The sequence below is a fragment of the Pseudomonas sp. 910_23 genome (genome assembly GCF_052850795.1).
Map to the genome: position 1 here is coordinate 259036 of NZ_VXCZ01000003.1, position 20537 is coordinate 279572.

Below are 20537 nucleotides of genomic sequence, written 5' to 3' on the forward strand. Positions count from 1 at the left end.
CTTATCACCATAAAACAAGCGGTTAGACAGATAACGTAGTACCTGGCCCACGTCGCGCAGATGGCGTGTATCGCAGACTTTGGCTCTGAATAAACATTACGTGACGATTCAGCCGGCCCCAACGAAAAAGTAGCTGCTAAAAACGACGCTGGCCCTTTTGTACGAGACCTCGGTTGTGAAAAAAAGCACCTCTTCCACTTCATTCAACGCTTGGGGTTGGGTTGGCAAGCTAACGCCACCTTTGACACTGCAGACTTCCTTGCCTCGTCAGGCTTTATTGAAGTCTTTTCGCGAAAGAATGCGAGGCCCTTTGGTGCTGGTGATCGCACCCGCAGGTTTTGGCAAGACCACACTATTGATGCAGTGGCGACAAGACCTGCTGTCAGCCACGATACCTGCGACCCTCGCTTGGCTGTCATTAGATGAAGCAGATGGCGACCCCAACCGTTTCCTGTCCTATCTGATCCTGACGCTGGACCACGCCGGCCTGGATCTCGGGCACCTTGTGCGCCTGGCGCAGGCTCAATCACTGGATGTCCAACCGCAGCGCACAATCACTGCCCTGCTCCACGCACTGGCCCGTGCAAACCGAAAAGTCACCCTGTTCCTTGATGACTACCACACGACAGCGAACCCTCAACTCGACCCAATCGTTCAGGCCCTGCTGGAACAGGCATCACCGTGGCTTGAATGGATTGTGTCCGCACGTATGCGGCCCAACTGGCCCCTCGCGCAATGGAAGGCCAATGGTTGGGTGCACGAAGTCTGCGCCCAAGCGTTAACGCTCACACCCGCCGAAACCGCTGCCATTCTGGGCCTCGATATTCCGACCGTCGAACTGCATGACTTGCACGAGAGAACCGAAGGCTGGGCGGTAGCCGTGCAACTGGCCAGGTTGTGGCGCGGCAGTGGCGATGCATCACCGTACAGCCTGAATGCCTTTTCCGGGCGTGCCACCGACATGGCCGAGTACCTTACCGAACAGGTGGTGCAACGCCTGTCACCTGAATGTCAGGCTTTTTTGCGTGATATGGCATTGCTGGAGCGCTTCAACGCCGAGCTGGCCGACGCAGTACGTGGTCGTAACGACAGTGCGCAGCTCCTGACGCAGTTGACTCATCTGGACGCCCTGCTCGTCCCTTTGGATGCTGACCGCCAATGGTTTCGTCACCACCGAATACTTCAGGACTTTCTCAACCAGAGCATTGATGCCGACGCAGCCCGTAACCTCTATAACGCGGCAGCGCACTGGCTGGCGGAAGAAAGAGACTGGGTGCAGGCCATCCGCTATGCATTGCGCGCCCGTGACACTCGGCTCGCCGTTGACCTGCTTGTGCAGGCGGGGGGGTGGGAGGTAGTGCTGCATAACGGCATTCGTTACGCAGAAAGCCTGCTGCAGCAATTCGACAAAAAAACACTCAGTACCGAACCAGACCTTTTGCTGCTCCAGGCGTACTTGCACGCAAAGCTTGGCGAGCACGCCCTCGCTAACCAGATGCTTGACCTGACCCGGGCCCGGGCCCAGAAGGATAAAAGGCTGACGCGAGACTTTCATGTGATTCAGACGCTGGCCGATGCCTATATCGATCGCTACGAACTGCCATTTTGCGAAAGCGACTCAGCCGACAACCTGCTCGCAGCAGGTACGCTGGCAGCCGTTCATGCCTTACAGGCACAGGTGCAAGGCCAACTGCCCTTGGCCTTGCAAGTGATTCGTTCGGCGCAGATCAAGATGCGGGTGGCGGCCAGTCCCTTGGGTGAGATTTACTGCCAGGTTCATGAAGCGCAAATCCAGGCGTTGGCAGGCGATATCCGCTCATCAGCACAGATAGTAGACGCAGCCCTGGCCGTGGCCAATATCCAGTTCGGCAGCGAAAGTTCCGTGCGGGCCCTTGTGGGCTGCCTCAAGGCGCAGCATCTGTATTGGCAAGGTGCTTGGGGCGAAGCGACACCTTGGTTTCGCGACGGTTGGGCTTCGCTCAAACACACCGACGGTTGGCTCGATATCGCCGCGACCACTGCCGAAGCGTCATGGCGCACTTCACTGCGCAATCTTGGCCAACAGCCGGCGTTACTGGAGCTTGCGCAGGTGGTCCAACTCGCCACAGCGCGCAACTGGCATCGGTTGACACGGCTGGTCAACGCCTGGCGAGTCGACCTGTTGGTGCAAGCTGGGGCCTTGGCGCACGCGCGTCAGGAGGCACTCGCCACTCAATTGGAAAGTGCCGCGAACAACGCGGATGACTGGCGCAACCATGAGGCAGCGACGTTGGCACTGGCCCGATTACAGTTCGCAACAGGGGCGTCCGGTGAGGCACTTAATCGTCTGCAAAGGGGCGCCAGGACTCTCCAGGAACGCGGCTTGCAACTGCCCGCCTGGCGCCTGCAGTTGCTGGCCCTGGCGATCCACGGTAAAGGCCATCCAGCAGAGCAACACGCAATTTTGACGTCGATCCCGGCTCAGGCATTGCCCGGCCTGCTACTGGAAGCTGGGCCTTGCATACTGGGGGCGTTGGAAGCCTGCCCGAACACCGCCCACAACCAACATGCAATCATCACTCGCCTGCGCGGATGGCGAGCACACCCTGTGCGCTCGCGCCTGTCCTTCAGTGCCAAGGAGACACAGATCCTCACCTTGCTCGCCGAAGGCCAATCGAACAAAGCCATTGCCCTGGCGATGGATATTTCTGAAAACACGGTGAAATTCCATCTCAAACACGTGTTTTCCAAGCTCTGTGTCGACAATCGCACCGCGGCTATGGCCGCAGCGATGCGTATTGGTCTACTCGACGCCCCTCATTGACCTACCAACCTACCCAAGCGGGTAGTCAATGCACCGCAATTCTCGCCACCTACCCACCCTGCTCGTAGCCGCAGCCGAGCAGCGCGCCCTAGCATCCCTCAACACCAGCGAGAGGTGCTCTCCTGGCCCCAACAACAATAAGTACAACAGGAGATGCCCTGTGGGTATGGACGGAAAAACAGTACGCGTGGCCACCGATGTCGGCGGGACGTTTACCGACCTCGTGTATTTCGAAAACGATCCGGCGACCGGCGAACAGACGATTCGTACAGCCAAGGTAGACACCACTCCACCAAACTTCGCCCAAGGCGTGCTCAATGTCATCCGCAAGGCCGACGTAAACCTTACTACCGTAGACTTTCTGGCCCATGGCACCACCGTGGTCATCAATGCCTTGACCGAACGCCGAGGTGTCAAGACGGGGTTGATCACCACTCGGGGCTTTCGCGATGTGCTGGAGATCGCCCGCGCCAATCGCCCGGATTACTTCAACTTGAAGTGGGTGAAACCGGCGCCGTTCGTACCGCGCTATTTGCGTCGTGAAATCACCGGGCGCCTGCACACCAATGGCCAGGAGCGCCAGCCCCTGGACCTCGCGCAAGTTGCCGAAATCATCGAAGCTTTTCGAGCCGACAACGTGCAGGCCATTGCGATCTGCCTGCTGCACGCCTACGCCAACCCTGCGCATGAACAGGCCGTGCTGGAAGAGGTTCGCAGGCTCTGGCCGCAAGTCAGCGTGGTGGCCTCCCATCAGATCACCCGAGAATGGCGTGAGTACGAGCGCTCCAGCACGACCGTGCTTTCGGCCTATGTCCAACCCATCGCCGCACGCTATCTGGACGACTTGGCCAACGGTTTGCGGGACGGTGGCTACAAGGCTCCGTTGTACATCATGCAATCGAACTGCGGCATCGACAGTGTGGAGCATGCGCGGGAAACCCCCATCACCATGGTCGAATCCGGCCCGGCAAGCGGTTTTTGGGCGGCGGCCGAACTGGGGCAGCTGATTGACGAGCCCAACGTATTGGGCCTTGATATTGGCGGCACCACGGCCAAGTGTGCATTGATCCGCAACGGGCAAGTGTCGATCAAGACCGACTACTGGATTGAGCGTAACAGGGTCAATGCGGGTTACCCGATCATGGTGCCCGTGGTCGACCTGGTGGAAATCGGCAACGGTGGGGGTTCGGTCGCCTGGGTGGACGACTTTGACAAGCTGCACGTCGGCCCCGAGTCCGCCGGTGCCGTGCCGGGCCCTGCGGCCTATGGCAACGGTGGCACGCAGATCACCACAACCGACGCCAACCTGATGTTGGGGCGCATCAACCCCGATTACTTTTGTGGCGGCGACATGGTGGCGGACCTGCCCGCTGTTGTACGCGGGTTGAACGCCCTGGGCCAACGTTTGCAACTACCCGCTGAGGAGATCGCGCGCGGTATCGTGCGCCTGGCCAACGACAATATGGTCAACGCGTTAAAGCTGGTGTCGTTGAGTCGCGGACATGACCCACGGGAACTGACCTTGATGGCCTTCGGCGGTGGTGGCGCCATGCATGCCGTGGCACTCGCCCAGGAATTAGGTGTGCAAAAAGTCATCGTCCCGCGCAGCGCCTCGGTGTTCTCGGCCTGGGGCATGACCCTTTCAGACTTGCGCCGCGACCTGTTTATGAATCGCTTTGTCGAGACCGCCCGCCAAGGCGAACTCGAGCAAGCGCAACAGTTCCTGGAAGAGCTAACGTGCGTGGCCCGCGAACAGTTCGTCGCGCAAGCCATCCCCCCTCAGCACGTCGACGTTCAGGTTCATTGCAAGCTGCGTTACCAGAACCAGGAGCACTCGGTAGAAGTGCTGCTCGGCCCGCACGAGCGCATTGATGCGGGCTGGGCGGTGATCGAACAACGCTTTCACCACCTTTACGAACAGCACTACACCTACAGCCTGCAAGCGCCCGTGGAAATCATCGGTTTTCATCTGGTGGCCATTGCCCAGATCGGCAAGCTGGCACCCCAGGCGTTGCCGATTACCGGGCGCTTGGTGAGTGAGGCCTGCAAGGGGCGGCGACGCGTCGACTACGCCCAGGAAGGCATTCACGAGGCCACTCTCTACGACTATGCCTTGCTCGAACCCCTGATGACGTTTACCGGGCCCGCCATTGTCGAGGACGCCGGTACCACCGTGGTTGTGCACCCTGGCAACCTCGTGCAGGTGGATCGCCTGGGCAACCTGCACATCTTGATCAACGGCTGACGGAGTCTCGCCATGAGCAACCTCGATATTTTTACCCGCGACATCATCCAGAACTCACTCCAGGCGATTGCCGACGAGATGTTCACCGCGATGCGCAAAGCCGCCATGAGCCCGGTGATTTACGAAGTGTTGGATATGGGCACAGGCATTACCGACGCCCAAGGCGAGATCGCCAGTTCCGGCGCAGGTATCCCGGCGTTTGTCGGTGTGCTGGATAAAGCGGTAAAAAAAATCCGCCAGCATTATCCGTTGCCACAGGACATCGAAGACGGCGATGTTTTTATCAGCAACGACCCTCATGATGGCGCGGTGACGCACCTTAACGATGTGGTCTTGGCGATGCCGGTGTTTACCGACGGTCATCTAGTGGCCTGGACCGCCAACATTGCGCACTGGAACGATGTGGGTGGCCGAGTGCCGGGTTCGCTGTCTACGGACGCCACGGATATTTTTCAGGAGGGCCTGCGCCTGGCATCGGTGAAGCTGATCAGCAAGGGCCAGCCAATCCGTTCGGTTTTGCAGATATTGCGCGCTAACACCCGTATGCCAGACTTCATGGAAGGTGACCTTTGGGCTGGGGTCGCCGCCGTTCGCGGCGGCGCAACACGCTTGCGCGAACTCACGCAAAAATACGGTACGGCGCTGTTTTTGCTGGCGATGAACGACTTCATGGACCTGGGCGAGAAGGTCTCGCTCAAGGCGCTCGCCGCGCTGCCTGAAGGGCAACTGAGCCTTGAAGAGCCGCAAGATGACGGCTGCCTGTTCAAGGTGCACATAGATATCCGTAGCACCGAACTGGTGATCGACCTGCGGGATAACCCCGACCAGTGTCTGGGCCCGACCAACCTCAGTCGCGACGGCGCGGTAGTCGCGGCGCAAATGGCGTTCAAGGCATTGACTGCGCCACAGGGCATCACCAACGGCGGTACGTTTCGTCCCCTGAGGGTGCTGACACGTCCAGGCTCGTTGTTCGATGCGCTGCCGCCCGCTGCCGAAGGCTTTTATTTCGAGAACCTGATCCGGGTACACGACCTGATCCTGCGCTGTCTGGCTCAGCAATTTCCCGAGCGGTTACCCGCCGGCAATTTCGCCTCGGTGTGCGCCACGATCATTGGCGGCGTGCACCCGGACACCGGCCGCCCGTTCACCCTGGTAGAGCCGGAAATCGGCGGCTGGGGTGCCGAACCCGGCCGCGATGGCAACAACGCCGTTTACTCCGGGCTGCATGGCGAAACTTACAACTGCCCCGCCGAAGTGTGTGAAGCCCGCTATGGGCTGTATGTCGAACGCATGGAACTCAATGACGAGCCTGGTGGGCACGGCCAGTTCCGCGGTGGCCGCGGCGTATGCATCGAGTACCGGATTCGCGCCGACGCCAGCTTCATGACCTGCGGCTACACACGTTCGGTCATACCGCCGTGGGGCCTGGAGCAAGGGGGCGAAGGCACGCCCAACTATGTCGAAGTCATCCGCGTTGACGGCCGAGAGGAGCGCTACTGCATGGCCAGCGGCATCGCCTTGAATGCCGGCGACCTGGTCAGGGTGCGCACGGGCGCGGGCGGAGGGTACGGCCCCGCCAGCCGCCGAGACCCGCACGCCGTTCGCGAGGATCTGAAAAACGGCTATATCGACGCCGCGACAGCTCGCTCGGTTTACGGCCTGACACTTTAGCCTGAGGCACATCGCGCGCCCTGAAGCTCGGCTTACAAGAACAACAACAAAAAGAGAGCACCACTATGAAACTGCAACACTCATCGCATCTATGCGTAGCGCCCGCGCTTGCCCTGATTTTTGGATTCACACCCACGGCACAGGGCGATCAGTTCATCGGCTTCGCCCAACCGGGGGTTCCCGGGAAGTGGGCGCTGGAAACGTTCCCAGTGTTCAACCGTACGGATAATGGCGACGTACGAGCGGGCAGTAATACGGTCCTGACGTACTTCTCCGAAACCGGCTTTACCGGAACGCAACGTGATCAGTTGCAAGTCTGGGTCGGTGCCGATACGGGTTACACCGGAGCCAACAACACGCGCAGCAATGGCTCCTGGGGCGTTGCATCACCCAACGTCGGCCTCGCCTATTACTACAACGTGGTGCAACCCACCAGCGAGTACGGCGCCGATGACTTCACCACATTCTGGGTCAACCCCACCCTCTCGCTGGAGTTTCCCAACGGCAACGATGAAGGCACCGGATATGGCGCGTTTGCCAACCGCTATGGTGCCAGCTTCAGCGTCGCCAACTATCTGCGCGTAGGACGTTTCGCCGCCACCTTCACCCCGGTCGGCATTCATTACGCCGCGCGCAATCGTCACGCTACTGACCTTGGCAACGGCGATCCCACCCGTCTTCAAGGCGGTGTCAGCCTGTGGTTTGCAAACATTGCCGCCGGGTACCTGGTAAGCGATGACTTATGGCTCGGTGTGCATCACGCCTACCACATCAACAACCGTACGGCTTCGGACTTCAAGGAATCGCGCCAGGGCAAGATCGGCCCGGCAATGACCTACACCGGTTTCAGCAAACAGGGGTTCTACCTGTCGAGCAACCTGAACTTCGATTACTACCACAGCGCCAACCTGCCCCGTTCCAATAGCTTGACCATGGCACTGGTGAAGTTTTTCTAGCGCCACTCAATCTTCTATGAGGAATACCGTATGGACGACACCACAAGCACTCTCGCGCCACATGACATGCCTGTCATCGTGCGCTGGCTCAATCCGATAGGTTGCCCGACCTTCGACGCCCCTATCGCTGCGCTACTGCACAGCATCAAACAACCGTCCACCGAGGTTGAGGTGGTGTCGTTTGATATGACCCCAACCCCGACACACCTGGAATACCGCGCCTACGAGGCACTCACCTATGAGCGCACGGTGCGCATCGCCCGCGATTGTGCACACTCAGGTGTGGATGCCTTGGTGCTGGGCTGTTTTTACGATCCTGCACTGGAGGATGCCCGAGAAATCTCGGGTAGAACCCTGGTCATCGGGCCCTGCCAGGCGAGCCTGCAAGTGGCCGCGCACCTGGCCAATCGTTTCTCCGTCATTGTCGGGCGTACCAAATGGATCGAGCAGATGCGCACCCTGATCCAGGGCTATGGTGCTGGCGACAGGTTGGCCTCAATGCGACCGCTGGGCATGGGTGTGGATGAGTTCCAGCAGGACCACGCATTAACCCGCCGCAAGATCATCGAGCAAGCCCATCGCGCAGTCGAAGAGGACGGCGCCGAGGCAATCATCCTGGGTTGCACCATTGAATTCGGCTTTTTCGAGGAGGTGCAAAGGGAGGTCGGCGTGCCGGTGATAGACCCGGTGGTGGCGGCCTTCAAAGTGGCCGAAGCCATGGCGGGCATGAAACGCAGGTTCGGCTGGCGGCCGAGCCGAGTGGGCAGTTGTGAGCCGCCACCGGAAGCCGAAATCGAACGCTTCGGTTTGTTCCAGGACCCCGCCCCCATCGGCAATCGCGTCAGAGCCTGACCCTAAAAAAGGATCACCACCATGAGTGATATTCCCTTGAAACCGCACCAGCCCCATTTGGAGCAGAGTACTGCGGCCCAACACCGCAACGTGGGAGATGTCTTTAGAGACGTACCACTGACAAGCACCCATCTGCGGTGCTGTCTGGTGCTGTTCTGTGTGTTTGCGATTGAAGCGTGGGAAATGATGATCATCGTCTACACCGCGCCGCTGATTGCCGCAGAGTTTTCCCTGGATGCACTCGCCGTCGGCCACCTGATCGGCGCGATGTTCATCGGGATGCTGCTGGGTGCGTTGGCGTGGGGCAAGGTAGCCGAGAGGATTGGGCGTAAACGCGCGATTACCTGGAGCCTTGGCACTTATGGGGTGATCTCCCTGGCCAGCGCGTTTGCACCCGATTATTCAACCCTATATGCCCTGCGATTACTCTCTGGCGTTGCGGCCGTGGGCATGATAGTGGTGACCTTTGCGCATTTCCAGGAGTTGCTGCCGGTGCGTCACCGCGGTGCATTGACGGTGTATCTCGCGTCGGGCTGGCCGATCGGCATGTTGCTGGCTTTGGGCGCCACGGTGTGGCTACTGCCGCAAGGTTGGCGCGCCATAATCTTCTTGAGTTCGCTCGGCGGGTTATGGGCGATTGCCGTAGCACGCTGGGTACCGGAGTCGCCTTATTGGCTGGCGTCGGTGGGTCGTCAGGAAGACGCCAGGGCAACAATCGATACATTGAGTCGAGGCACGGTGCACATACCAGCAGAATGTGAACTGCGGGTTGATCGTACGAGTTCTGGTCGCCAGCGAGACTTGTTCAGTGGCGCCCTGTTCAAGGTCAGTTTGCTGCAAATCACCATCAACTTCACGTTTTCGTGGGGCTACTGGGGCTTGCAAACGTGGCTGCCGACGTTGCTGCAACAGCGCGGCTTGAGCCTGCCCCAAAGCTATGGTTTTATCGCGTTGTCGGCGCTATGCATGATCCCAGGGTACATGGCCGCGTCTTATTTGACGGGGCGCCTGGGGCGGAAAAAAGTCATTGTGAGTTTCATTGGCGCTTCAGTGCTTGCCGGTTACAGCTTCGCCAACGCCCAGAGCCTGGAGATTCTCTACCTGAGCAACTTCGCCCTGGCCTTTTTCAGCCTCGGGGCATGGGGAGTATGGGGTGCCTGGATCGGCGAGCTGTACCCCACGGCCCTACGCACAGTGGGCTACGGTTGGGCCATTTTCGCGCAACGCGTGGCGAACGTGCTGGCGCCCTCGTTGATCGGTGCGCTGATCGCCTATGGGTCCTCGTTCAACCTGACCACCACCATCATCAACGGTTTTTTATTGGTCACTGTGGTGCTCGCCATATTCATCCCCGAAACGGAAGGCGAGGTGTTGCGCTGAAGCCTTCTTGTTTCACCGTCGAATCCGACTAGCCCGAAGGCACGCTGCTGGCATTCGCCGGCAGCGAACCCGGATTGAATACCTTCCAAGCCCCCTCCCGACATCAGTCGGGAAGCCTACATTCCCCTTGGAAACGGAGTTCCCATGAACCATCCCCCCTCGCCAAGCCACGTAGTTTTCCCCATGCAGCGCGGCCCCTTTCAAAACAACGGCGCTTCGCCCTGGTATTGCACGATCCTACTCGGCACGCCGGCGCAATCGCTGAAGTTTGCCATCGACTCAGGCACTAATATCAACTGGATCACGTCGACGCTCTGTCGTGACGATCAGTGTGTGCATTATGCGGGTGGCCGTTTTGACGTAGAAGCTTCCAGCACCTTCAGTTTCACCGATTGCCTGCGACGGCCCTACAGCTTTGGCCCATGGGGCACCATGCAAGTTGAGTCTGCCTCAGACGTATTGACTACACCTGCAGGCGCTCACCTGGACACTCAGCTGTTTTTGGCCGCTGCCTATGAAGGCGAGCAATTCAAACAGCTCGACTGGGACGGCGCACTTGGCTTGCCTTGCAGCAGTGCGTATGTGGAAGGTCGCAGTTCGTTTGTGCTCCAGACGTTGATGCGTGAGGGGCAGTTGGACCCTGCTTACCCTTTTGTGACGTTTGACTACAACAGCCGCGAGCGCAATGGCAGCTGCCAAATGGGGGCCGTCGACCCATCGAAAACCCAAGGCCCACACCTGTTTTTGCCCTGGTCCGTCTACACTTCCTTGCCTGGAGTGGAATACATCTGGTCAGCCGAACTGAAGTCTTATTCAGTCGGCTCAGAGCAACTGGCGTCCAATATAAAGTTTGCTATCGATTCCGGCTCTTCGCGGTTCAAGGGCGACGACACACTGATGCGCCAAACCCTTGCCCGTATTGCCGTGGGCGACCAACCCAAGGTTGTGCTGGGATTTGCCGACGGGGAAATCACCCTGGGTGCCGACCTGTACAACTGCCTGATCGAAGAAGGCCCGCAGAAAGGCCAAGTGCTGCCACAGTTCAATGCTCTGGGGCTTCGAGACCTGGTACTGGTGGGGTCGGTGGTGATGGAACACTGCTATACGGTGTATGAATACCAAGTGGTGAAATGCTCTAACACGGTTTATTCCCTGGCCCCGGTGGGCATCTGGTTGTTTAATCGCCCTGATGGGCCTCAGATCATTACGCAATCGTCTTCGAAGCGCTTCATACCCGGCGAACGAACGGTGCTTAACGGCAGGACCACCCTGCCGAACTCTGCTGACGCAACTGTCTCAGTCGCGGGGACGTGGCAGAACGACTATGGCTCCTTGATGTCCCTGCAGGTCTCGGGCCAGCAAGTCTTCGGCACTTATCAATCTTCAACAGGTTCAACTGGGCATTACGCAATCAGCGGTTTTTCATCGAAAACAGGCGCCACGCACGCTGAAAACCAGCCGCTGTCGCTAGCTATCGAGTGGCACGACCTTGACGAAAAAACCAGCGATCCAAGTTGGAATTGGGTCTCGGGGTTAAGCGGGCAGCTGAGTACCGGCGACAAAGGCGATGTGCTGACACTCTCACACCTGTTGATCGCGTCCAGTGATTTTCCAGACTTGGCGGGCAGTGGAACCTACATCGACAAACTGATTTATCGTCGAGTGGCAAATCCATCACTTGCCAACCCCGGTCACACTATCGAATCAATACCTGTCGACAACGAGTTGGCCGGTCGCTGGATCGCCCATGATGGAACAACCCTGACGCTGACGGTCGAGTCTGAACGTCAGCATCGCTTTGGGGTTGTTCGGGGGTATCTGACATCCAGCGCTAGCGATGCAGTCGTCGACGTCTGCGGTTTTACCGATATCAATGCAGTTAAGAGCAAGCTTGCGTTTCAATCCGTGAGTTTGACCGTCAGCAATACCCCGGACGCAACGCTTGCGACACTGAGTGGCACATTGGACCTGGCACAGAGCACCTTGAGTCTACTTGTGCTAACAAGTGTTCCTGGCGTGCCGGCACAGGCGTACCTGGCAACGAAAATTTCGCCATTGAGTTTCATCCGCGCTACTTGACCAACCTTTTTTCCTTCGAGGGCCTGTAACCGAAATACGCGCTGTAGCACTTGCTGAAATGGCTCGGCGAGACAAACCCGCACGCTACCAGCACATCCACCTGGGACAGCTCGGTATGCTGCAACAGGCGCCGCGCTTCGGTCACACGCAGTTCCATGTAGTAGCGTTGCGGCGTAGTTCCCAGTTGCTCCTTGAACAGGCGCTCCAGTTGGCGGCGGGAGCGACCGGCATAGACGGCGAGTTGGTCGAGTTCCAGGGGTTCTTCGAGGTTGGCGTCCATCAACTTCACCACTTCACGCAGCGGTGCGCTGACACAGACGTTTTCGGTGGGTTTGATACGGCGATAGCGCGACTCTTCGAACGCCAGGATATCTTCGATACCTTCGACCAATGCTTTGCCATGCAGGCTCTTGATCCAGTCCAGCGCCATGTGGAAAGCACCGGAGGGGCTGGACGCAGTGAGGCGATCACGGTCGATCACATAGGGCTCGCTGGTGACCTGGGCGCCTTTGGATACTTCCGCCAGCGCCGGACGGTGCTCGGGGTGAATGGCGCAGCGATAGCCCTGCAACAGGCCGGCGCGACCGAGAAACCACGAACCGTTCCACAAACCCGCCAGGCTGACACCCGCCTCGGCCGCGCTGCGCAACAGCTGGATAAAGGGTTCGCTGGCCTTGAGTTCGGTGCGAAAGCCCCCGCAGATGACCAGCAGGTCCAAGTCCGGCAAGACCGCAGGTTCCAGGCTCGCATCGGGGCGGATGACCAGGCCCAGGTCACTGATGACTTCGCCTTCGCCCCAACCGAAGGTGCGCGAAGCAAATAGCTCGGGGCGCAACAGATTGGCGGTCACCAGCGTGTCCAGGGTCTGGGTGAAAGCGGGCAGAGAGAAGTGTTCAAGCAGCAGGAAACCGACGCGGGTCACCAACGCTGCTTGCCGGGAGGGATCGTTGAGGTAGCGCAGGTTCTTGCCTTGCATGCCACCGCTGAACTGGCGTCTTTCCATCGAGGGTGGACCCACTCTTATTGTTGATGCAGTGGGCGCTATCTTAGGGGCAAATGCGGTGGCTGTCTCAGGGGCGGCGCTGATCTTTATAAAAACTGTTGGCTTGAAAAGCCCCGGCGCAGGCGCTAACGGGCAATCTGATACGGTTTTTTCTTTTCTATCTGCGCCTGTATTGAAAACCGCTCCAGGCGGACAATAGCCCCATCCCGACATTCCTGTCGTCCCCCCTTCCCTTCGGAGGCCTTATGACCAAGATGGCAATTTTCCTGTTCGGCTTTTTGGTGCTGACCATTGGTATCGGGATGCTGGCGACTATTTCGCCGGTGTAGACGCATTTCAATTCAGGAGCGCGTTTCACAAAGCTTTCACAGACGTGCGCCTATTGTGCCTACAGCTCCTGAAAACATCCCCTTTAGCCCGCCCCCCATCGCGGGCTTTTCTTTGTCTGTAATTTTCCCTTGTGCACCGGTATGACTACCCTGTCTTACACGCTTAAGCTTTTTACCCCGCACAGAGTGCACGCTTTTGATAGACGACCTCGACGGCCCCAGGACAGCGCAACAGGAACTGTTCTACGACCTTGAAGACGCCAGCGCGGTTATCGGCTGGTCGGTGGTGCAACTGACGGCATTGGCAGCTGGCGGCGCATCCAATAACGTAGCGACGTTAACGAAGGTCTGCGCGCTACTCACAGCTCAGCAGCAAAGGCTTGAAGCCTACGCAAGTGAAGTCAAGGCCCAGAGAATCAATAGATCCGAGGCCAGTGGCTGACGCCGAGCCTCGGATCATCGGACTGAAACCGGCGCGAATGGCTGGCCCGGATTTATGCTCAATCAGCGGTTTTGAGCGGAAGGCTGCTGATTACCACCTTGTTGTTTTTTTACACGCTTGCGTGACCTGAGCTCGTATTGATGGTGAATAAACCAGGCAATCAACAGTACGCCTGTCACGGCGAAAACCAGGGTCAATAGCTCTATTGCGGTACCTTCGTGTGAAAACATTTTTTCGTCCCTCATCCTGAAGTCGTTTGACCGAAAAAAGCCAAACCGAAATTGTTTGTAATAATTCAAACATTTTCAGGGTAGTTGGCAAACACACACGTGACAACCCCAACCGAGCTGGAACCGTTGATCTAGACATGTCACTCGTCGAAAACCGGCCATTTTCTCGAACGTCACCGGCTTTAGGTCTCGGTTACTGACTAGTCCCGGAAGCGTCCTGCTCGACCACCATATCCAGTGCGTAGACCTTTGAAGGTGCGTCTGCGGGCGGATTTTTCCATTCGTATTGCTTGACCCGCAGTACAGTGCGCACGCCGTCATGATGCTCGAAGCCTTCGATAGACTGATACAGCGGATGCCACGCATCCTGGGTCGCAAGTTGCAGGCCGGCGTCGTCATAGCGTCGCTCGCGCACTTGAAGGCACTGATAGTCAGGAATCATCGGGTGACTGCACTTGATGGTCTTGGCGGCCACCTCCAGGAATTTGACCTCACCCTTGCTCCCGTAACGCGTCTGCGGCGTAGCCTCGCCCTGCAGCTTGAGCACCGAGCCGTTGGCGGTAGTCAGTTGCAGCGTCGGCGCCGCGTTGTCGCCAGTGATGACAGCACGCAGGTCGCCCTTGAACAGTCGAGCGACCTCTGCGTCAAGGTCCATCAGGCTCTTGTCGCAAGCCATAAGCGTTGAAGCCAGTGACTGCACTCTCAACACCCCATCCTGATACTGATAGCCGCCGAACTGGCCGTTGCAGCCACCGCTGATATTCAGATTCTTGTCACCGAAGGAAACGCGCAGCTTGCGTTCGATGCCTTTATTCAGAGCGAAGAGAGGTTTACCCGCGGCATCATTGGCCGAAACCAGGTTCCAGTAATAGGCGGGTAAAGCCGGCTGGGCTACAGCAGCCGAGGTAGTCGTGAGCATGGAGGGCGAGTCCTCATGGCTTTTGGAGGTGGAGGCACAGCCCTGGATCAGTACAGCGCAAACGGCTGCAAGAAGAATGTTCTGTTTCATGGTTGTCTCGGTCAGCTTTGATAAGTACGGACATAGTCCTGCGCTTGCCACCATACGCACTGAATAAGGGTGCTGGAAGCGCTGCCAAATCACAGGCAATAAAAATCCGTGGCCTCATTGCGCCGACTCACAGGCCTTCAACGGCTCCTTGGGGTGCAATGCACAGATGTCAAAACCGTCACGCCGGGTATAGCCCGCACGCTTCATACATACAAATCGCTGGGCCATCTCTTGGAAGCTGGCCTTGGGATCAACGCCGGAGCCATTCTTTTCACCACACGCCAACATGGACGCAACAACATCCTGGTGACTGGCGCCGGGTTTCTCCCACAACTCGGCATCGGCTGATTACTGCTGCCTGCAACCGACACAAGGGCGAGCACATAGGGCTATTTTTTGGACGCCCCCGTATTTCTCCAGGAAAATTAGGTCCTTGCGTTCTCATAATTTGGCGGTGGCTTCCGTAGGCCAACCGTGTGGCGGGCCTATTCGATGTCTACCGGGCATCTAGATCGATAGGGGCGAAAGCGACAGGCAGTTGCACCTTCACAGCGTCCCGTTGTGCCAGGGGGAGCAACATGGCCATGCTCTGATCGAAAGCGTCCAGTATGCGCGGCATAGCGGTCAACGGTTGGTCCAAGGGCTCAAAAAAATTATCCCAATGGATCGGGATCACGATTTTAGCGCCCGTCTGGACAACCGTCTCTTGCCAATATTGAGCGACAAACTCCGGGGTTTGTTTACCTAAAGTTCCGATGCCGAGAAACACCACATCTGCCCTGACATCCTTGAACTTGCCTGGACTGTAATTACCACTGGCGATCACCAGAAGACGGCGGCTGCCATGAGTGATCAGGTATGAGAAGTTTTCGCCAACTTTGAAATCCCCCTCCGGGACAGGGGTGTGCAGCGGATGATCTATGAAGCCTGGTGAGGTGGGATGTGGTGAATGCGGGGTCTCGAAGGCTTTGATTTGAAATTGACCAAACAAAAAAGAATCTCCGTCTTTGATTACCTTGATACGCTCAGGAGGTAATCCGGCACCCAGAACGGCGTTGGCAGTCGATTTTGTACCCAATATGGTAGCGCCTGTTTTGAGAGCCACCAAGCCACTGTCCAGGACATGGTCGTAATGCGAGTGCGCGACGAATATCGCTGCAAGCTTGGAAATGCCAGCGCCGCGCAAACTCGCATCGATGCGCTGCTCATTAGGCTGTATAGGCGTCAGTAGCACCGAAAAAATACTGGGCCGTGAGAAAAAACCGTCCTCCATGATTGCTGTCTCCCCATCATCGAAGCTCAATGTGCCAGCCCCCAGAAAACGCACCGTCAAGTCCGGAGATCCTTGACCGCCTTGCGGTCTTAGCGAAGCAAAGGGTTGAACCGAGGGTGATGAAAATTTCCATGCCCCCCAGAGCGCCCCTGCCACCACTGCAATAACAAATGCACAGCCCAACATTTTTTTGCTACGACTCACGCTTCATCTCCCGATATTGAAATGGACAGGCATCGCTCGCCTGCATAGGCGGATCTAAATTTTTGTATCTAAGCCGCTAGGAAATAGTACGCCCGGCCTCAGCATCGTGGATGCAGCCAAAATATACATCACCAGTTCACACCAAAACCGGCTGTATATCTAGCACTGTCCAAGTTGCTATTATCGGACTTACCCGCGACTACTGCGTGTTCGTACTTCAAATTTAAGGAAGCCCATTCTGTGACGCTGTAACGCAAACCTAGCTCAGAGTCATAAGCATAGTATGCTATATCACTGAGCGGCCTTCCCAGCTCACCCGATGCGAAAAATTCAAACTTTCTTCCGACTAGATATCGTTTGAAGTCCCAGCGGGCAGATGTGAAGTAAAACGTATTACTGCCACCGCCTGAGTACCCGAATCGCATACGATTTAGCAGTGCAACAACGGTAAAGTTGCCTAATTGATCGTCCCAGAATTGGTAGCCGGGACCGGTGCCAATTTTTCGCCTAGTTTGTAGGTTTTCGATCTGGTCTTTTTTGTAACTCAAGCCGCCTTCCCAAAGCCATCTATCGGTGAGGAAACGAATCACAGAGTACTCGGCACTCCAGTTTGCCGTACTTGCAACCTCATCGTCGTCTTCGCGGACGTGAGCAATCGCGCTATGGCGCCAAGGGCCACTGACAAAACTTGTTTGTGCTGCCAGGTTAACATTATCCTTCTCTGTCTTAACCTTTTCAGCATGAAGCGCAAGGTCAATATTCCCCTTCCAGATTGCAGCCTTGAGGTCGGGTTGGGGTTTCATAATCTGATCGATATTATTAAGGTCGACGAAATTCAAACCAACGCCTACAGCAGGCTGCACATTACCTCGCGGACCGGCCCGAATCGATTCAACCGCTCCTTGTGTCTGGCCCACTTGCCTTACCATGAGCGGCTGCTTGCTTTCCAAAGTTTGAATCTGGTCCTTACTGATCGTTATATCGCCTCCGTAACTCGTACTTAGAACAAGATTTGCGCCCTCCATCAAAATGATGTCTCCGCTGATATGGTCACCATTTTTCAGCATTACATTGTCCGCAGATGCGCATGGTGAAAGAACGCTCACGCAGACATGGCACGATAACATCACCGCCGCTAATCGCATGACGAACCTACCGCGCTTGGGATACCTACCATATAGTACAATTACCGTGCTTTACGTTCGAAGAACCGCCCTCCGTTCGCTCTGCAGCATGAAGTCAGCATCGCAATTTCAATGCCGTCGTTAGCCGCGAGATCTTAGTATCTAAATAAAGCTATTTAGCCAGGGGGATAGTTATTAAAAGCGCTCACTCTTTGTATCTCAAAGGCAAGCTTATCGGCAAAGCGAACAATGCCTGTGCGTTCTTTGATTGCTGCCAAATTGGTGCCGGCGATGCACGGTGGATAGTCATCATCTTATAAGGTAATCCATGTGGAAGCTGGACAGCGATTGGTGAAAACCCTATCTACACGGGCGCCGTTTAACGCCGCGATAAAATGAACTTTTTCACGTGTGCTTTCCCACCTTCTGCATGAACGCCAGATTTAATTGACAGTTGGCACTCGCACTTACGCTAAAGAAAACAAGCTATTTTATCCATGGCTTGTTTCGCTTCAGGTATCGGGAAGATTGGCCATACGTGAATCATTCCTCGCCCTATATGCAACTGAACCTCACCTCCGAGTGCCAACGTTTTCTCAGAGAAATTGATTGCATCGTGGTGAGCAATGTCGCGCGTGCCAGCGAAAATAAGGATCGGAGGTAGATTTTCTGGATCTCCGTTAATCGGGCTTACGTAGTCGTGGTCCGTGCCGAGACCTCCCGCATACATCATGCCGGCCGCTCTTAAACCTCTCGCGGAGAGCATTGGATCTGACTTCTCCGTTCTTGATATCAACTCGTTACTCAAAGTGACATCCATCCATGGGCAGATCAATACTAGTTTTGTAGGTTGAATACATCCGATGTCTGTTAACGCGTAGCAGAGGGCAACTGCAAGGCCGCCGCCAGCTGAATCGCCCATTACATTTATTGCGTGACGTCGTGCGTTAAAGCAAGCAAGCTTATATATAGATAATATTCGAAGAATAACGATTTTACACTTAGTTTCTGGTGCAAGTGGGTAGAGCGGCACTGTAATAATATAGCCATATCTTTCAACTAACGTTTGAAGGAAGCGCCAGTGCAGAAATGTGATAGGCCAAACGTAAGCACCACCATGAAGATAGAAAATATGTTTGGAGTTTGCTTGGTCATCTTTAGGGGCTAGCCTGTAGATCTCGATACCATCAACTATCTGGAGTTCGATAGAGATTTTTTTGTGCATTTTAATAGTTGGTCTTGCAGGACCCTGCTCTCGTGATTTTCGAAAACTCTTGAGCACTTTGTCCAAGGAGCCATAAACTGATTTTCGCCTGATCAACAAAAGATAGGCTATCAGTGCGCGACTTCTAAAACTAGGCTTTTGAGGATTAGTTAGCGAGCCCACAGTATCACCCAGTATAAATATAAAAGTTAAATAAGTAATCGTTCAGACCTGCGCTGATCAACGAGTCAGCATTGGCGAACGGTACATCGCGGAACACTACCGCCCATTCTCCAATGCCTGCTATTACCGCTTTTCATCGCACTATAGTGAGTTGGCCATCAAGTGATTGGCCACCGTTCGATAGGCGGGCAAGGTAGTCGGATCGAAGTTCGAACTGCGAGCCAGGGGATGCGAGGCATAACGCACAATGACCATTTTCGCCTTGGGGTCGATATACATGCTTTGTCCGTGAAGCCCACGCGCCGAGTAGACGCCATGAGTGTCGTGGGACACCCACCACATGTCGCGATAACTCCAGTTTGGCAGTAGCTCATAGCCCGCCTTCGCGAAGTCTTGCTGGCTGGCGCCCCCGCGAATATCCGCGATCACGCTCTTGGGCACGATCTGCTGGCCGTTAAACTTGCCGTCCAGGCGCATCATCTCGCTGAAACGGGCCAAGTCGCGCAACGAGGTGTTGAAACCGCCACCGGTAAACGCGGTACCCACTTCATCGACGATCAAGTAGGCGTCCTGCTCGGCACCCAGCTTGCTCCAGATGCGCTCTTGTAGATTGACCGCGATGGGTTTCCCCGTTGCGCGCTGGATCACCCAAGACAAAACGTCAGTATTGACCGTCTTGTAAGCAAAGGCCTGACCGTGCTCGCCCTCTTTGCGCAGTTTCATCAGGTATTCGGTCACCGTGGTAGGGCCGGCGTATCCCTCCGGCCGCGGTGTCATATGGGCGGCTCGCAAGTACTCCCAGATTTCCGCTTTGGGGTCGGCGTAGTCTTCCGAGTAGCGAACACCGACTGTCATATCCATTACCTGGCGTACCGTGGCATCGCCAAATGCACTGTCCTTCAACTCCAGAACGTAGTGGCTGACCTTCGCCTGTGGGTCGATACTACCTTCCTCGACCAGCATCGCCCCCAAGGTGCCGATAAAAGATTTGGTGACCGACATCGCAATGTGCTGGCCCTGATCAGTCAACGCGCCGAAGTAGCGTTCATAGACCACCTGCCCACGGTGCAGTACCAGGATCCCATCGGTGTAGTTGGCCTTCAATGACTGTTCCCAGGTCATAGTGCGGTCGCTGCCCAGTGGAGTGAAGACCAGGGCGTCGATGTCTTCGCGTTCGGCGCGAGGTAACGGGCTGGCTGCTCCCTTTCCACGCGCGACCTGCACGCTTGGCAACAGCTCGCGCAGATGCGAGAACGACCAGCGCGTCTGCGGGAACTGCAGGATGCTGCTGAACCCCACGACCTTTTCCGGCACCGGCGGTGAACCTTGCATCCAGCCTATGACCTGTGGATCGCTGGCGTCGGCGCTGAGGAACTGCGGCTGGACATCAGCCTGAGCCTGGGCAGATGACAGGGTCGCGCTGCCCAGCAAGGTTTGCAGAGCGTCTATTTTCACTTGCATGTTTGTCTCCTTCGCACGCTTGATTCTCGGATTGCGTCGCAATCGGGTGGCCGGCAGGCCTTTTCCATTCACGGCAACCAATTAGGCCT

At 56.6% G+C, this 20537-nt stretch carries 15 protein-coding genes; 8 read left to right on the top strand and 7 right to left on the bottom strand.

The window, feature by feature from the left end; all coding sequences use genetic code 11:
• Nucleotides 1-298: 298 nt before the first annotated feature.
• The 7 genes from FW800_RS05300 to FW800_RS05330 all read left to right on the top strand — a co-directional run bounded on the left by FW800_RS05300 (nucleotide 299) and on the right by FW800_RS05330 (nucleotide 11986).
• On the top strand, nucleotides 299-2803 hold the full coding sequence (locus tag FW800_RS05300) for a LuxR C-terminal-related transcriptional regulator (protein WP_446437148.1): 2505 nt from the start codon (nucleotides 299-301) through the stop codon (nucleotides 2801-2803).
• A 166-nt stretch (nucleotides 2804-2969) separates the two neighbouring features.
• Nucleotides 2970-5048, top strand: a complete 2079-nt coding sequence (locus tag FW800_RS05305; protein WP_446437149.1) for a hydantoinase/oxoprolinase family protein — start codon at nucleotides 2970-2972, stop codon at nucleotides 5046-5048.
• Between the two features lie 12 nt (nucleotides 5049-5060).
• Nucleotides 5061-6719 (top strand): hydantoinase B/oxoprolinase family protein, encoded by a 1659-nt coding sequence (locus FW800_RS05310; RefSeq protein ID WP_446437150.1) that lies wholly within the window; start codon nucleotides 5061-5063, stop codon nucleotides 6717-6719.
• A gap of 65 nt (nucleotides 6720-6784) precedes the next feature.
• On the top strand, nucleotides 6785-7675 hold the full coding sequence (locus FW800_RS05315) for a hypothetical protein (protein ID WP_446437151.1): 891 nt from the start codon (nucleotides 6785-6787) through the stop codon (nucleotides 7673-7675).
• Nucleotides 7676-7705: 30 nt separating this feature from the next.
• Nucleotides 7706-8527 (top strand): aspartate/glutamate racemase family protein, encoded by an 822-nt coding sequence (locus tag FW800_RS05320; protein WP_446437152.1) that lies wholly within the window; start codon nucleotides 7706-7708, stop codon nucleotides 8525-8527.
• A 21-nt stretch (nucleotides 8528-8548) separates the two neighbouring features.
• Nucleotides 8549-9907, top strand: coding sequence for an MFS transporter (locus FW800_RS05325; RefSeq protein WP_446437153.1), 1359 nt, complete (start codon nucleotides 8549-8551; stop codon nucleotides 9905-9907).
• A 144-nt stretch (nucleotides 9908-10051) separates the two neighbouring features.
• A complete protein-coding gene (locus tag FW800_RS05330) occupies nucleotides 10052-11986 on the top strand; it encodes a pepsin-like aspartic protease (RefSeq protein WP_446437154.1) in 1935 nt (644 codons plus the stop codon).
• Here FW800_RS05330 and FW800_RS05335 read toward each other — a convergent pair.
• The gene (locus FW800_RS05335) at nucleotides 11979-12962 is read right to left on the bottom strand and encodes a GlxA family transcriptional regulator (protein ID WP_446437195.1); all 984 of its coding nucleotides are present in this window, start codon (nucleotides 12960-12962) and stop codon (nucleotides 11979-11981) included. The two genes, FW800_RS05330 and FW800_RS05335, sit on opposite strands and share 8 nt — an antisense overlap.
• 552 nt (nucleotides 12963-13514) lie before the next feature.
• On the opposite strand from FW800_RS05335, the gene FW800_RS05340 reads away from it, so the two are divergent.
• Entirely contained in the window at nucleotides 13515-13760 is a 246-nt protein-coding gene (locus FW800_RS05340) for a hypothetical protein (RefSeq protein WP_032875609.1), read from the top strand.
• 62 nt (nucleotides 13761-13822) lie between these two features.
• On the opposite strand, the gene FW800_RS05345 is transcribed toward FW800_RS05340, so the two are convergent.
• From FW800_RS05345 to FW800_RS05370, 6 genes are all read right to left on the bottom strand, one after another.
• A complete protein-coding gene (locus FW800_RS05345) occupies nucleotides 13823-13990 on the bottom strand; it encodes a hypothetical protein (RefSeq protein ID WP_216091436.1) in 168 nt (55 codons plus the stop codon).
• A 193-nt stretch (nucleotides 13991-14183) separates the two neighbouring features.
• Nucleotides 14184-14909, bottom strand: a complete 726-nt coding sequence (locus FW800_RS05350; protein ID WP_446437155.1) for a DUF4377 domain-containing protein — start codon at nucleotides 14907-14909, stop codon at nucleotides 14184-14186.
• 586 nt (nucleotides 14910-15495) lie between these two features.
• Nucleotides 15496-16476 (bottom strand): MBL fold metallo-hydrolase, encoded by a 981-nt coding sequence (locus tag FW800_RS05355; RefSeq protein WP_199803501.1) that lies wholly within the window; start codon nucleotides 16474-16476, stop codon nucleotides 15496-15498.
• 128 nt (nucleotides 16477-16604) lie between these two features.
• Entirely contained in the window at nucleotides 16605-17543 is a 939-nt protein-coding gene (locus tag FW800_RS05360) for a DUF481 domain-containing protein (RefSeq protein ID WP_241092099.1), read from the bottom strand.
• A 529-nt stretch (nucleotides 17544-18072) separates the two neighbouring features.
• Nucleotides 18073-18825: an alpha/beta hydrolase gene (locus tag FW800_RS05365; protein WP_446437156.1), complete on the bottom strand. Its 753-nt coding sequence runs from the start codon at nucleotides 18823-18825 to the stop codon at nucleotides 18073-18075.
• Between the two features lie 303 nt (nucleotides 18826-19128).
• Nucleotides 19129-20448 carry a serine hydrolase domain-containing protein gene (locus FW800_RS05370; protein WP_122732879.1) on the bottom strand — a complete coding sequence of 440 codons (1320 nt, stop codon included), beginning with the start codon at nucleotides 20446-20448 and terminating at the stop codon, nucleotides 19129-19131.
• Nucleotides 20449-20537 lie beyond the last annotated feature (89 nt).

Bases quoted from the DNA above. Each gene is read 5' to 3' on its own strand.
- FW800_RS05300 (WP_446437148.1), top strand. From the start codon at position 299: ATGCGAGGCCCTTTGGTGCTGGTGATCGCACCCGCAGGTTTTGGCAAG.
- FW800_RS05305 (WP_446437149.1), top strand. From the start codon at position 2,970: ATGGACGGAAAAACAGTACGCGTGGCCACCGATGTCGGCGGGACGTTT.
- FW800_RS05310 (WP_446437150.1), top strand. From the start codon at position 5,061: ATGAGCAACCTCGATATTTTTACCCGCGACATCATCCAGAACTCACTC.
- FW800_RS05315 (WP_446437151.1), top strand. From the start codon at position 6,785: ATGAAACTGCAACACTCATCGCATCTATGCGTAGCGCCCGCGCTTGCC.
- FW800_RS05320 (WP_446437152.1), top strand. From the start codon at position 7,706: ATGGACGACACCACAAGCACTCTCGCGCCACATGACATGCCTGTCATC.
- FW800_RS05325 (WP_446437153.1), top strand. From the start codon at position 8,549: ATGAGTGATATTCCCTTGAAACCGCACCAGCCCCATTTGGAGCAGAGT.
- FW800_RS05330 (WP_446437154.1), top strand. From the start codon at position 10,052: ATGAACCATCCCCCCTCGCCAAGCCACGTAGTTTTCCCCATGCAGCGC.
- FW800_RS05335 (WP_446437195.1), bottom strand. From the start codon at position 12,962: ATGCAAGGCAAGAACCTGCGCTACCTCAACGATCCCTCCCGGCAAGCA.
- FW800_RS05345 (WP_216091436.1), bottom strand. From the start codon at position 13,990: ATGTTTTCACACGAAGGTACCGCAATAGAGCTATTGACCCTGGTTTTC.
- FW800_RS05350 (WP_446437155.1), bottom strand. From the start codon at position 14,909: ATGCTCACGACTACCTCGGCTGCTGTAGCCCAGCCGGCTTTACCCGCC.
- FW800_RS05360 (WP_241092099.1), bottom strand. From the start codon at position 17,543: ATGCTGAAAAATGGTGACCATATCAGCGGAGACATCATTTTGATGGAG.
- FW800_RS05365 (WP_446437156.1), bottom strand. From the start codon at position 18,825: ATGCACAAAAAAATCTCTATCGAACTCCAGATAGTTGATGGTATCGAG.
- FW800_RS05370 (WP_122732879.1), bottom strand. From the start codon at position 20,448: ATGCAAGTGAAAATAGACGCTCTGCAAACCTTGCTGGGCAGCGCGACC.